Source organism: Achromobacter xylosoxidans, from assembly GCF_001457475.1.
Classification (GTDB): Bacteria; Pseudomonadota; Gammaproteobacteria; order Burkholderiales; family Burkholderiaceae_B; genus Achromobacter; species Achromobacter xylosoxidans.
In genome coordinates this window covers 2,132,263-2,146,487 of sequence record NZ_LN831029.1, presented here as the reverse complement: position 1 = coordinate 2,146,487, position 14,225 = coordinate 2,132,263, and the positions used below count along the sequence as shown (strand labels likewise).

Sequence of the window (14,225 nt, the reverse complement as noted above, 5' to 3'; positions counted from 1 at the left end):
CTCACGCCAGCCCCGACATTTCACGCCCCTTGCCAACGTTCCCGCCCCGGAGTTCCTCGCCATGACCAGCACCCGAGTCCTTCATCGTTCCCTGCGCAGCACGCCCCCGGTCGCGGTCCGTGGCCAGGGCGTGTGGCTCTATGACCAGCAGGGCCGCGCCTACCTGGATGGCTCCGGCGGCGCGGCGGTCTCGTGCCTGGGCCACAACCATCCCGACGTGCAGGCCGCGATGCATGCGCAGATCGACGCGCTGGCCTACGCCCACACCAGTTTCTTCACCACCGAGGTGGCCGAAAGGCTGGCGGCGACGCTGGTCGCGGACGCGCCCGCCGGCACCTCGCACGCCTACTTCGTCTCTGGCGGCTCGGAAGCCATCGAGGCCGCGCTGAAGATGGCGCGCCAGTACTACGTCGAGATCGGCCAGCCGCAGCGCCGCCATATCGTCGCGCGGCGCCAGAGCTATCACGGCAACACGCTGGGCGCGCTGGCGGTCGGCGGCAACGCCTGGCGCCGGGCGCAGTTCGCGCCATTGCTGATCGACGTGGCCCACGTTGCGCCCTGCTACGCCTATCGCGACCGCCACGACGGCGAAACCGACGACCAATACGCCGAACGCCTGGCGCAGGAATTGGAGCAGACCTTTCAGCGCCTCGGCCCCGACAGCGTGATGGCCTTCGTCGCCGAACCGGTGGTGGGCGCGACCTCGGGCGCGGTGACCGCGGTGCCGGGCTACTTCCGCCGCATCCGCGAAGTCTGCGATCGCCATGGCGTGCTGTTGATCGCCGACGAGGTGATGTGCGGCATGGGCCGCACCGGTACGCTCTACGCGGTCGAGCAGGAAGGCATCACGCCCGACCTGATCACCATCGCCAAGGGCCTGGGCGGCGGCTACCAGCCGATCGGCGCGGTCATGGCGCAAGAGCGCATCGTGCAGGCGATGCAGCAAGGCAGCGGCTTCTTCCAGCACGGCCACACCTACCTGGGCCACGCCACCGCGTGCGCGGCCTCGCTGGCGGTACAGGAGGTGATCAAGCGCGACCATCTGCTGGCGCGCGTGCGCACCCAGGGCGACGGCTTGCGCCAGCGCTTGCAGCAAACCCTGGGCGAGCACCCGCACGTCGGCGACATCCGCGGCCGCGGCCTGTTCATGGGCGTGGAGCTGGTGCGCGACCGCGCCAGCAAGGCGACCTTCGATCCGGCGCTGTCGCTGCATGCGCGCATCAAGCGCGAAGCCATGGCGCGCGGCCTGATGGTCTATCCGATGGGCGGCACCATCGACGGCCGCCACGGCGACCACGTGCTGCTGGCCCCGCCCTTCATCATCTCCGACGACGAACTGGACCAACTGACCGAGCGCCTGGCGGGCGCCATCGACGCCGCCATCGCTGGCGGCGGCGCCTGACCCCGCGCTAGCTTCCCTGTTCCGCCGCCACGCGGCTCCAGGCGGGCCAGGCGCCGATGGTCAGCGCGCGCAGCAACCATTCGACCGGGCCGTAGGCATGGCGGCGCAGCCACCATGCCGACAGCGGCAACTGCGCCACGAAGATGGCCACCGCGATCAGCACCCCCGCCCCGGGCGAAACACTGCCCGACAGCCGCAGCCCCCACGCCTTGAAGATCAAGGCGCAAAGCAACGATTGCATCAGGTAATTGGTCAGCGCCATGCGGCCCGCCGGCGCCAGGCAGCGCGCCAGCCAGGCTCCCGGCCGCGTGCGCATCGCCAGCAGGAAGGCGGCGGCGTATGACATGCTCAGCAACGGCGCGGTGAACAGATCCACCGCCAGGCCCGGCGTCTCCCACAGGGCGCTCATCGCAGGCAGCGCGCTGGTCGCATAGGCGGCGGATCCCGCCAGTCCGGGCAAGGCCCCCAGCGCGCACAGCAGCCACAGCACGCGCGGCTGTCGCCATGGATCGGCCAGCGCCTGCCGGCGCCCCAGGGCATATCCGACCAGGAACATCGCGAAAACGAAGGGGCCCTGCACCAACAGGATGACACCCCAGATACTGGAGGTCAGTTCGTACCAGTGCCGCGCGATAGTGGTGCCGATGGTGCCGCGGTAGGCCGCCAGCGCCGCCTGCGCGTCGGCCACGTACGCGGCGGCGCCAGAACGGCTCAAGGCTTCGGTGCCGGCGGGGTCCAGCAGACTAAGGCCGGCCAATAGCGCCCAGGCCAGCGACACCAGCCCGATCAACCACAACGCCAGGCGCAAGGCGCGGCCCGGCGCCATGCCGCGAACGGCCATCAGGGCGAGCCCCAGCAGCGCGTAGGTCAACAGGATGTCGCCCTGGTAGAACAGCACGGCGTGCGCCAGGCCCAACGCCGCCAGCCCTGCCAGGCGGCGCAGGAAACGCGGCGCGAAGGCCGCGCCGCCGCGCTCGGCGGCGGCCATCTGCAAGGTGAAGCTATAGCCGAACAGGAACGAGAACAGCAGGTAGAACTTGGTCTCGAACAGCCACGCCACCAGCCACCGCACGGCCAGGTCCGCCCGGCTCGAAAACGCCGGATCGGCGATGCCGTTGGCATAGAACGGCGAAGCGAATACGCCGATGTTGACGACCAGGATGCCGAGCAAGGCGAAGCCGCGCAACGCGTCGACCTGCGCCAGCCGCGGCGGCGCCATCGCGACGCCGTTTGCGCCGCCGGTGGCGTCATTGGCGATGCTGCCGTGGGCGGCGCTCATGGCCGCTCTCCCGCCGCGCCGGGCGCCGGCGGCAGGCACCCCTGCAACGCCGCGTCAAGCAAGCGGCCGCCCGCCGCCGCGTCGAATTGCGGATCGACCACGGACCGGCTGTAGATCCCATCCAACAGCAGCAACAGCATGTCGGCCATTTCCGCCACGGGCCGCGGCATGGCGGTTTGCGGCAGGTTGCGCCACACGGCCGCCAGCAGCGCCGAAAGCGACGCCTTGCGTTCGTTCTCGTTGGCCATGACGAGCGCGTGCACCCGAGGATTGCGCACCGCCTCCGCCAGGATCTCCATGCCCAGGCGGGCAAAGCCCGGATCACGGTACTGCGCCAGGTTCTCGTCGATCCAGCCGATCAAGGCGACACGCGCATCGGCCGCCGGAGGATCCGCCTGCCGGCGTTCGCGCAATGTGTCGGTATCCGAGGCGATCAGCGCCTCGATGATCTCGGCCTTGCTGGCGTAATAGTGGAACAGGTTGCCGGGACTCATCCCGGCGCGTGCGCAGATCTGCGCGGTCGAGGTGGCGTGGAAACCATTTTCGGTGAAGCACTCGGCGGCCGCGGCCAGTATCTGGCGGCGCCGCTCCAGTTGCCGGGCGGGATCGATCTTGCGCATACGGCTGACGGAGGATTAATTAATAGACTGATTGATCTATCTATTAAATATCACGCCACGGGCGACGGTCAAGCCAAGGGATGAAAAAACGGCGGACCCGAGGGTCCGCCGTTGATGGCCGCGTCGCCCGCCGGCAGGTCAGCCCAGCACCGGCGACAGCAGCGGCTGCTTGGGCCGCACGTCCAGCGCCCGCCCCTTGCGGGCGCGCTTGCCGACGTACACGGCCAGCGCCGCGCCCGCCAGGATGTCCTCGGTGTGCTTGTTGCGGTAGATGCCCGCCGCGCGCAGGCCGAGCGCGCCGATCGGCACGGTCTGGTCCAGCTTGTCGGCGCCGTCCAGCCCCATCAGGATGGTGCCGCGCCCGCCGCCGGACAGCGACTTGACTTCGTCCAGCCCGAACACCAGGAACTTGCCCTTCTGCGACAGCAGCGCCAGCTGCGTGGCGCCCTCGAACAGCGGCACCGGACGCAGCAGTTCGTCGCCCGCCTCCAGCGTGATGAACTGCTTGCCCGCGCGCTGGCGGCTGGTCATGTCCGACAGCTTGGCGGCAAAGCCATAGCCGCCGCGCGTGGCCAGCAGCCAGCGGCTGTCGGCCGCCGCCGCGATGGTGTGGACGATGCGGGTGCCGCTTTCCAGGTCGATCATGGTGGTGACCGGCTGGCCATCGCCGCGCGCCGAAGGCAGCCCGGCCACCGGCACCGAGTAGACACGGCCGTTGTCGCCCATGGCGATCAGCGTGTCGGTGGTGCGGCATTCAAAGGCGCCATAGAGATCGTCGCCCTGCTTGAAGCCGAACTGCGAGGCATCGTGGCCGTGGCCCTGGCGGGCGCGCAGCCAGCCCTTCTGCGACACGATCACGGTGACCGGTTCGTCCAGCACCTTGGTTTCGAGCACGGCGCGCTCGGCGGTCTCGATCAGGGTGCGGCGGTCGTCGCCATATTGCTTGGCGTCGGCCTCGATTTCCTTGATGAGCAAGCGCTTGAGGGTGTTGGGATTGTCCAGCAGTTCCTGCAGCGCGACCTGCTCCTTGCGCTTGTCCTCGAGCTCCTGCTCGATCTTGAAGCCTTCCAGGCGCGCCAGCTGGCGCAGGCGCATTTCCAGGATGTCCTCGGCCTGCCGGTCGGACAGGTTGAAGCGCTCCATCAATGCCGCCCGCGGCTCGTCCGATTCGCGGATGGTCTGGATCACTTCGTCCACGTTCAGGTAGACCACCATGCGGCCTTCCAGCACGTGGATGCGGTCGATGACCTTGTCCAGACGGAAGCGGGTGCGGCGCAGCACGGTATTGGTGCGGAACGCCAGCCATTCGGCCAGGATGTCGCGCAGGCCCTTCTGGCGCGGACGGCCGTCGGTGCCAATGCAGACCAGGTTGACCGAGGCGCTGCTTTCCATGCTGGTCTGCGCCAGCAGGGTGTTGACGAACTCGTCGCGGTCGACGCGCGAGGTCTTGGGTTCGAACACCAGGCGCACGGCGGCGTCCTTGCCGGATTCGTCGCGCACCGCGTCCAGCAGGTTCAGCATCACGGCCTTGGCCTGCGTCTGCTCGGGCGTCAGGCTCTTCTTGCCGCTCTTGACCTTGGGGTTGGTGATTTCCTCGATTTCTTCGAGCACCTTCTGGCACGAGGTGCCGGGCGGCAGCTCGGTGACCACCAGCTGCCACTGGCCGCGCGCCATTTCCTCGAACTGCCAGCGCGCCCGCACCTTGAGCGAGCCGCGCCCGCCGGCGTAGATCTGCGCGATGTCGGCGGCCGGCGTGATGATCTGGCCGCCGCCAGCGAAGTCCGGGCCGGGGATCATGCCGAACAGCTCGGCGTCCGGCAGTTGCGGCTGCTTGATCAGCGCCACGCAGGCCTGCGCCACTTCGCGCAGGTTGTGCGGCGGGATTTCGGTGGCCATGCCGACCGCGATGCCGGAAGCGCCGTTCAGCAACATCACCGGCAGGCGCGCCGGCAGCATCTGCGGCTCTTGCTGGCTGCCGTCGTAGTTGGGCACGAAATCGACCGTGCCCTCGTCCAGTTCGTCCAGCAGCAGCTTGGCGATCGGCGTCAGGCGCGCTTCCGTGTAGCGCATCGCCGCGGCGTTGTCGCCGTCGCGCGAACCGAAGTTGCCCTGGCCGTCGATCAGCGGATAGCGCAGGGAGAAGTCCTGCGCCATGCGCACCATGGCGTCATAGGCCGCCTGGTCGCCGTGCGGGTGGTATTTGCCCAGCACGTCGCCGACGACGCGCGCGGACTTGACCGGCTTGGCGCCGGCCGCAAGGCCCATGGCCTGCATGGCGAACAGGATACGGCGCTGCACGGGCTTCTGCCCGTCGCCGACGTCGGGCAGGGCCCGGCCCCGCACCACGGACACTGCATAGTCCAGATAGGCCTGTTCGGCATAGCGCGCCAGGGTGATGGCGGCGTCGCCGCCCTCGTCGGGCGCGGCGTCGAACAAACCTTGTTGATTGCTGTCGGTCATGATGGTTTCAGGTAGACAAATTCATTGAAACGGCGTCATTGGGAACGCGCGGCGCCCAGCAGCTGGGAGTCGGCCACGTGCTCGCGCAATTGGGCCCGCACCGCGTCCAGCGTGGCGGCGTCCTGCCCGCGCTTGGGAATGATCACGCCCTGCAGCGTCCCCAGGATGACATACAGATGCTGCGGCGTTTCCTCGACCCGCCGCACGTCGACCCAGTCGATGCGCCCCGAGGCGTCGGCGATGCTGTCCTCGATGCCGTCGGCGCCGAAGACCAGCTGGTGACGTCCCAGGAACATCCCGTCCGGCCGCTTGGCCAGCATGCGGCGCGTGTTCATGCGCACCAGTCCCGGCAGCACGAACTCGTAGGCCAGCGCCAGCAGCGCCAGGATGCCCAGGCCGACCGCCAGCCCCTCGAAGTACACCGGCAGCAGCAGGCCCCAGTTCGGGCCATGCCCGTCCCAGGTCTGCCAGACCAGGTAGCCCAGCAGGACCACCACCATCAACACCGCGAAACGCAGGTGCGACAGGTAGCGGCGGCGGCGCAATTCGGGCCGCTTGTACACATAGGCCGCGAATTCGGCGTAGTCGTCGGCGGTCAGGTCGACCGCCATGGCGGCGGACGGCGGCGGGGACGAGGGCAACGACATCAGATGTCCAGCTCCGCCAGGTTGCCCTTCTCTTCGATCCAGGCGCGGCGCTGCGAGGACTCGCCCTTGCCCATCAGCATGTCGAACATGCGGGTGGTGTCTTCGGGGGTCTGGTCGCCATAGCCCACCGGCAGCAGCCGGCGCGTGTCCGGATTCATGGTGGTTTCCCACAGCTGCTCGGGATTCATTTCGCCCAGGCCCTTGAAGCGGCTGACCGCCCAGCTGCTTTCACGCGAGCCTTCCTTGCGCAGCTTGTCCTGCGCGGCTTCCAGCTCGCCTTCGTCCAGGCAGTAGATCTTGCGCGCGGGGCGCTTGCCCTGCGCCGGCACGTCCAGGCGGAACAGGGGCGGCTTGGCGACGTAGACGTGGCCGGCCTCGACCAGCTTGGGAAAGTGCTTGTAGAACAGCGTCAGCAGCAGCACCTGGATGTGCGAACCGTCGACGTCGGCGTCCGACAGGATGCAGATGCGGCCGTAGCGCAGCCCCGACAGGTCGGGGGTGTCCCCCGGGCCGTGCGGATCGACGCCGATGGCGACCGAGATGTCGTGGATTTCGTTGTTGGCGAACAGGCGGTCGCGGTCGACTTCCCAGGAATTGAGCACCTTGCCGCGCAGCGGCAGGATGGCCTGGAATTCCTTGTCGCGGCCCATCTTGGCCGAGCCGCCGGCCGAATCGCCCTCGACCAGGAAAACCTCGGTGCGGGTGGCATCGCTGGATTCGCAGTCGGTCAGCTTGCCGGGCAGCACCGCCACGCCGGAACTCTTGCGCTTTTCGACCTTCTGCGCCGAACGCTGGCGCGCCTGCGCCTGGCGGATGGCGAGTTCGGCCAGCTTCTTGCCGTATTCGACATTGCTGTGCAGCCACAGGTCGAGCGCGCTCTTGGCGAACCCGCCCACCAGGCGCACGGCGTCGCGGCTGTTCAGGCGTTCCTTGATCTGGCCCTGGAATTGCGGGTCCAGCACCTTGGCAGACAGCACGAAACTGGCGCGCGCGAACACGTCCTCGGGCAGCAGCTTGACGCCCTTGGGCAGCAGGCTGTGCAGCTCGGCAAAGCCCTTGACCGCGCCGAACAGGCCTTCGCGCAGACCCGACTCGTGGGTGCCGCCGGCCGGCGTCGGGATCAGGTTGACGTACGACTCGCGCACCGCGTTGCCGTCCTCGGTCCAGGCCACCACCCATTGGGCGCCCTCGCCTTCGGCGAAGGTTTCGTGGTCGGCGCCGGCGTATTGCTGGCCTTCGAAGAACGGCACCATCAGCTCGGCGCCCGCCAGCGCCTCGGACAGGTAGCCGCGCAGGCCGTCCTGGTACTGCCAGGTCTTGGTGTCGCCGGTCTTTTCGTTGACCAACGAGACCTTCACGCCCGGCAGCAGCACGGCCTTGCTGCGCAGCAGGTGGGTCAGCTCGCCCAGCGGGATATTGGGGCTGTCGAAATATTTGGCGTCGGGCCAGACCCGCACGCGGGTGCCGGATTTCTTGCGGCCGCCTTGGTCGTAGGGCGCCAGCGGTTCGGCGACGTCGCCGCCCTTGAACACCAGCCGGTTGACGGCGCCATCGCGCCACACCACCACTTCGAGGCGGGTGGCCAGGGCGTTGGTGACGGACACGCCGACGCCGTGCAGGCCGCCGGAAAAGGCGTAGGCGCCGCCCCCGGCCTTGTCGAACTTGCCGCCCGCGTGCAGCCGGGTGAAGACCAGCTCGACCACGGGGGCGTTTTCCTCGGGGTGCAGGCCGACGGGAATGCCGCGGCCGTCGTCCTCGACGGAGACGCTGCCATCGATGTGCAGCGTGACCAGGATCTGCTTGCCGTGGCCGGCCAGGGCCTCGTCCGCGGCGTTGTCTATGACTTCCTGCACGATGTGCAGGGGGTTTTCGGTGCGGGTGTACATGCCCGGGCGCTGCCGCACGGGCTCCAGCCCTTTCAGGACGCGGATGGACGCCTCGTTGTAACGTGGAGTGGCCAAGTTATCCCCAACATCTGTGGAAAAAAACCGACATTTTACGGATAAGCCCAGATTCTGCGCGGCTCCGGGTGGGATGCGCACGACCTGACCAGCTCCGAATTCGGTAGGATGACGATAGAGACACAGCCAGCGGATCCGGGTTCAATGCGCCGGATCGCGATAACTGCGCCGCGATATCCTACACAAAAGCGGCGAATACTGTTGTTATAAACAGTAGTATGCCTGTTGTTATTGACAGTGGTATGCTTTAATCCATTCCACAAACAAGAACAACGGCAAGGCGCGTCCCTTTTTTACGCGCCTTTTGCTGCCGAACCGAGAAACACCATCATGAGCGACCAAATCAAGAACGTCAGTGACGCCAGCTTCGATGCCGATGTGTTGAAATCCGGCCAGCCGGTGCTGGTGGACTACTGGGCTGCCTGGTGTGGCCCCTGCAAGATGATCGCCCCGATCCTGGAAGAAGTCGCCACCGAATACGCCGGTCGCCTGACGATCGCCAAGCTCAATGTGGACGAGAACCAGGGCACCGCCGCCAAGTACGGCATCCGTGGCATCCCCACCCTCATGCTCTTTAAAGACGGCCAGGCTGCCGCCACCAAGGTTGGCGCGCTGTCGAAGTCGCAACTTACGGCATTCCTGGACGGCGCGTTGTAAACTGCGTGCTGTGAACGAACGCGCCGCCCTGGGGGCGGCGCGCATTCAATACCGCGCGAGCCCGTCCGTGGCGCGCCGCCAGAACCCTCCTTTACTTTTCCCCCAACACTCACCGCGATGCACCTCAACGAACTGAAGGCGCTGCATGTCTCGCAGCTGCTGGAAATGGCCGCTGGCCTGGAAATCGAGAACGCCAACCGCCTGCGCAAGCAGGAGCTGATGTTCGCCATCATGAAACGGCGCGCCAAGCAGGGCGAGCAGATCTTTGGCGACGGCGTGCTGGAAGTCCTGCCCGATGGCTTTGGTTTCCTGCGCTCGCCCGAGACCTCGTATCTGGCCAGCACGGACGATATCTACATCTCGCCGTCCCAGATCCGCCGCTTCAACCTGCACACCGGCGACTCGATCGAAGGCGAAGTGCGCACGCCCAAGGATGGCGAACGCTACTTCGCGCTGGTCAAGGTGGACAAGGTCAACGGCGTGGCGCCCGAGGCGATCAAGCATCGCATCATGTTCGAGAACCTGACGCCGCTGCATCCGAACCAGCCGCTGCGCTTGGAACGCGACATCAAGAGCGAGGAAAACCTCACCGGCCGCATCCTCGACGTCTTCGCCCCCATCGGCAAGGGCCAGCGCGGCCTGATCGTCGCCAGCCCCAAGTCCGGCAAGACGGTGATGATGCAGCACATCGCGCACGCCATCACCACCAACTACCCCGACGCGGTCATGATCGTCCTGCTGGTGGACGAGCGCCCCGAGGAAGTGACCGAAATGCAGCGCACCGTGCGCGGCGAAGTGGTCGCCTCGACCTTCGATGAGCCCGCCACCCGCCACGTGCAGGTCGCCGAAATGGTCATCGAAAAGGCCAAGCGCCTGGTCGAAATGAAGAAGGACGTGGTGATCCTGCTGGACTCGATCACCCGCCTGGCCCGCGCCTACAACACCGTGGTGCCGGCTTCCGGCAAGGTGCTGACCGGCGGTGTCGACGCCAACGCCCTGCAACGTCCCAAGCGCTTCTTCGGCGCCGCGCGCAACCTCGAGGAAGGCGGCTCGCTGACCATCCTGGGCACCGCGCTGATCGAGACCGGCAGCCGCATGGACGAAGTCATCTACGAAGAATTCAAGGGCACCGGCAACTCCGAAGTGCACCTGGAGCGTCGCCTGGCGGAAAAGCGCGTCTACCCGTCCATCAACCTGAACAAGTCGGGCACCCGCCGCGAAGAACTGCTGATCGCGCCGGACCTGCTGCAGAAGGTCTGGGTGCTGCGCAAGTTCATCCACGACATGGACGAAGTCCAGTCCATGGAATTCATCCTGGACAAGATGCGCGCCACCAAGACCAACGCCGAATTCTTCGACATGATGAAGAAGAAATAAGCCGTCGCCGCCCGCATGCCGGGCGCACGCATCGATTTGGCGAGGATTGCCCCACGGCGGTCCTCGCCAAATGCTTTTTGGGGGTCTGTATCGCCATGCCAGCGATCGCTGGGGCAGCCGGATCAGTGCTCGATGAACTCTTCCAGGCTGCGTGGCTTGGGCGTCTGCTTGGGCGCCGGCTTGCCCGACGCGTCGATCGGGTCGATCTTGGGATCGTCCCAGCTGCCGGTCACGGCGTATTCCATGGTCATGGCGCGGGCCAGCGGCTGCTTGAGCACCCATTGGGTCACGAAGGCGCCCAGGCCGATCAGCGGATTGACCGCCAGCGCCGTCACCATGGCTGCGCCACTGGCGTCGAGATTGGGGATCACGACCGCTTTCAGATCCCAACGCTCCTGCACGATGTTGACGCCCCCCGCCAGCACGATGGCCGCGACCGGGCCATTGATCTTGTAGCCCTCGGTATTCAGCGAACCATCGGCCAGCTTGATCTGGCCGCGCACGGTATCGAAAGGAAAGCCGTCGCGCAGCAGGTTGGTCGGATTCACGTCAAGCCGGGCCAGGCGCTGCAGCGACTGCAGCGACAGCAGCTCCAGCAGGCGCGCCGTACGCGAATTCACGTGCATGAAGCGGCCCTTGTCCAGGCTGATCTCGGCGTCGCCCACCAGGTCGGCGATGTCATGGGTCCATGGCAGGTTGCGCCAGGTCGCCTTGCCCTTGATGCTGCCGGTCCCGCCGGACACGACCCGGTCAAAGCCGATACGATCCATGAAGCTGCCGACGTTCTCGAACTTGGCGGTGGCGTCCACCGTCAAGCCACGCTCCGGGCCTTCGAGGCGCCAGGCACCGGTCGCATTCAAGGCCGCGGCGTCATTGGTGATCGACAGTTTATCCAGGCGCCACTGGCGACCACGCTCCAGATTCGTGCCCAGCACCTGCAATTCGCCCAGGTTCTTGCCATAGAGGCGGAATTCCTTGGCCTGCAGGTCGATGGCGGGAATGTCCGACAGGTCGTTGCCGGAGGAAAGCGCCTTGTCGGCCTCGTTGGTGTCGTCGGCGCCGCCCAGCGCAAGATACTTGAAACGGGCGGTGATCTGGCCGGCGATCGCGCCGGACGCTTCGCGCCATGACAGCGAACCGGCTGCCTGGCGCGACTGGATGTCCACGCGCCATTGGGCCGGCGCCGGACGGGTGGCGTACAGGGTCAGGTCGTTCAGCGTGTAGCCGCTGGCGCGCAGCAGGCCCGCGCTCAGGCTGACGCGCTCGGCAACCGGCAGCAGCGGCCGGGCCGCCGCGCGCCCCTTGGCTGGCGGCGGGTTGAAGCCGTTGGACACGGCTTCCCAGGCGTCCATGTCCAGTTCCGGCAGGCTGGCGTTCAGGCTCAAGCCGCGTTCGGGCAGGCTGGCGGGACGCTCGATCCCGAGCGCGCCGCGGGTGAAGTATGACGGCGAGGCATCGGCCGGATCACGTTCGAAAAGTGCATTGAGATTGTCGCCCAGGCTGGCGGTGAGCCAGCGCCTGCCCTTGGCTCCCGGATCCTGCGCGGCCCCCCATTGCAACTTCAGGGGCCGGGCCAGCGACGCCGGCTTGCCCACGGGTGCCGGCATATCGATCGCCAGGCCGGTCAGGTCGGACTCCACCGACAACTCGACCGAACCGCCGCGCTGGTAGCCGATCCGGCCCTTGTAGGCGGTCTTCCCGGTAAAACGGCCCATCGACGGCGTATTGCTGATCTGCGTCAGCCCGGATCCCGCCAGCACGCCCTCGAAACGCAAGGCATCGGTCGGTTGCGCCAGGCTGCCGCTGAGCTTGACCGGCCCGCCCAGGAACTGGGCGCGGATCTCCTTGGTGCGCACGCCCTTCTCCGAAAAATCCAGGTCGCCATGCATCTGGCTGAGCAAGGGCATTTCCGGCATGAAGGTGAAGGTGTTGTCGGCGAACTGGATCTTGCCTTCCACCTGCGTGTCGTCGGTGTTCATCAACGGCACTTTCAACTTGAGCGGCATGCGCCAGGTGCCAGTGCCGCGCGCCTCGTCCAGCGCGCCGTCCAGCAACTGGCCCAGCGGCGAGCTTTCCGAGAGCGCCAGGTAGGCCGGCACCGGACCGCTGGTTTCACCATTGACGGTCAATTGCGCATTGTGTTCCATGTCGGGAATGGAGGCGGTCACCGCGCCCAGCGTCACGGTCTGGCCTGGGCCGGTATGCGCCAGCGCGCCGCCCGGACTGTCGAGCACCAGCCCAACCTTGTCGATGCGGAAGCTGCCCGACAGGTTCTCCAGCATCGGCCAGCCCTTGCGGTGAGGGCGCGCCGGCGCGTAGTCGACCTTGGCGCCGGAATAGGCGCCGGCGATGACGAACTCGCCGCTCGATCCGGCCGCCCCGAAGGGAAATTCGTCCAGGTCGCCCTTGAGCACAATCGACGCCGACTCCATCTGGCCGGCCGGCAATCCGGTCGCGAGCCATTCGCGCGCGTCCGCGTTCACCTCCAGCGGCAGATAACGATGGATCGCGTTCATGGCGCCGCGCACCAGCGTGCCGCGCATGTCGACGCTACCCGCCGCGCTCTTGCCTTCCCTGCGCCACTGCCCCTGCAGGCGCACATCCAGATCGTCATTGGCGATCCGCAGTTGGGCCACGTCGATGAACCAGTCGTGTTCGCTGGTTCCCTTGATGCGGGCGTCCAGCGCCACCTCGTCGGCTCCCAGCTCGGGTTGTTCGAATATGCCCGGCAGCGCCACGCGCAATTGCTCGGCATGGCCAATGACCGACAGGTTGGCCGCGCCGGAACTGCGGGCCAGCGGCACGCGCTCGCCGTCGATGAAATCGCCCGGCACGCCCTCGATGCGGACTTGCGCATAGCCGGCGCGCACCGCGGTCGCACCAGGCGCCGCCGACCAGTCCACCCCGCGCGTCGCCACGTCGGCCGTGAGCGTGGTGAACTTGCCATGATCGAGCTGCAGCCAGGCGCGGGTGCTGATGCGTCCCTTGATCGGCGGCGGCGACAGCCAGGGCGCCCAGGCCAGGGGTTCGGCGTCATCCAGCGCGGCGTAGAGCTGCCCGCTCCAGTTGGCCGGGCTGGCGGCATTGGCCGAGAACAGGCTGCGATTGAATTCTCCGCGCAGGTCCACTTTGCGCGCCAACACCGGATCGCCGTCGGCGCGCAGCACGAAGCGATGCGACAAGCTGCCATTGCGCACCAGCAGATCGACATTGTTCAGCACCAGATCCGGCGCCTGGCGCAATTCGTCCTGCCAGCGGATCCGGGCGCCACGGATCTGCACCTCGCGCTGCCCGGTCAGCCAGCGCAGCGCCGGATGATTCAGGTCCGACTGGTGATCGCTGGCATTCAGGTCGATGCCCTGCCCCGCCACCCACAGGCGGTTGGCGGCGTCGCGGCGCAAGGTGAGGTCCGGCTGCTCCACCCGCAGGCGCAGCAACGTGGGCGACAGGGTGAACAGGCTGCGCCAGGCCAGCACCGCCGACACCGAAGGCAGGCTCAGGACCGGCTCCGGCACGTCGTCATAGACTTGCACCGCGCTGAGTTCGAGCTTGGGGTTCAGGCCCTGCCAATCCGCCCGGATGGCCCCGATCGCGACGCGTGCGCCCAGCGCCTGGCTGGCGTAGGCTTCGATCTGGGGGCGCCATTGGTCCACGCGCGGCAAGACCCAATAGCGCACGCCCAGGAGCCCGATGGCCACGACGCCGTACACGGTCAGCGCCACCCAGAACAGGCAGCAGAACACTTTCTTTGAAACAGACACGGATCGGTGGGCAGGAGAATAGTCTTGCGGTATCGTCCCCACTTATACCTGAAACGCGTCC

At 67.2% G+C, this 14,225-nt stretch carries 9 protein-coding genes; 3 read left to right on the top strand and 6 right to left on the bottom strand.

Translation table 11 applies throughout. The features are described 5' to 3' along the window. The first annotated feature begins 61 nt into the window (after positions 1-61). A complete protein-coding gene (locus AT699_RS09680; protein ID WP_024068336.1) occupies positions 62-1,402 on the top strand; it encodes an aspartate aminotransferase family protein in 1,341 nt (446 codons plus the stop codon). Positions 1,403-1,409: 7 nt separating this feature from the next. Here the strand turns inward: AT699_RS09680 and AT699_RS09675 are convergent, their stop codons facing one another. From AT699_RS09675 to parE, 5 genes are all read right to left on the bottom strand, one after another. Beyond that, entirely contained in the window at positions 1,410-2,621 is a 1,212-nt protein-coding gene (locus tag AT699_RS09675) for a DUF418 domain-containing protein (RefSeq protein WP_058207577.1), read from the bottom strand. Positions 2,622-2,677: 56 nt separating this feature from the next. Beyond that, entirely contained in the window at positions 2,678-3,301 is a 624-nt protein-coding gene (locus AT699_RS09670) for a TetR/AcrR family transcriptional regulator (protein WP_024068334.1), read from the bottom strand. Between the two features lie 138 nt (positions 3,302-3,439). Further along, entirely contained in the window at positions 3,440-5,761 is a 2,322-nt protein-coding gene (gene parC, locus AT699_RS09665; RefSeq protein WP_024068333.1) for a DNA topoisomerase IV subunit A, read from the bottom strand. A 35-nt stretch (positions 5,762-5,796) separates the two neighbouring features. Next, complete coding sequence (locus AT699_RS09660) at positions 5,797-6,408, bottom strand: YcxB family protein (protein ID WP_020926907.1); 612 nt, start codon at positions 6,406-6,408, stop codon at positions 5,797-5,799. Further along, the gene (gene parE, locus AT699_RS09655) at positions 6,408-8,369 is read right to left on the bottom strand and encodes a DNA topoisomerase IV subunit B (RefSeq protein ID WP_026383474.1); all 1,962 of its coding nucleotides are present in this window, start codon (positions 8,367-8,369) and stop codon (positions 6,408-6,410) included. The genes AT699_RS09660 and parE overlap by 1 nt, the downstream gene beginning before the upstream one ends. A 330-nt stretch (positions 8,370-8,699) precedes the next feature. Here parE and trxA point away from each other — a divergent pair, with 330 nt between their 5' ends. Then, positions 8,700-9,026: a thioredoxin TrxA gene (gene trxA / locus AT699_RS09650; protein WP_006387817.1), complete on the top strand. Its 327-nt coding sequence runs from the start codon at positions 8,700-8,702 to the stop codon at positions 9,024-9,026. 117 nt (positions 9,027-9,143) lie between these two features. After that, positions 9,144-10,403, top strand: a complete 1,260-nt coding sequence (rho, locus tag AT699_RS09645; RefSeq protein ID WP_006387816.1) for a transcription termination factor Rho — start codon at positions 9,144-9,146, stop codon at positions 10,401-10,403. 122 nt (positions 10,404-10,525) lie between these two features. On the opposite strand, the gene AT699_RS09640 is transcribed toward rho, so the two are convergent. Beyond that, on the bottom strand, positions 10,526-14,164 hold the full coding sequence (locus AT699_RS09640; RefSeq protein WP_024068332.1) for a YhdP family protein: 3,639 nt from the start codon (positions 14,162-14,164) through the stop codon (positions 10,526-10,528). Positions 14,165-14,225: the final 61 nt, after the last annotated feature.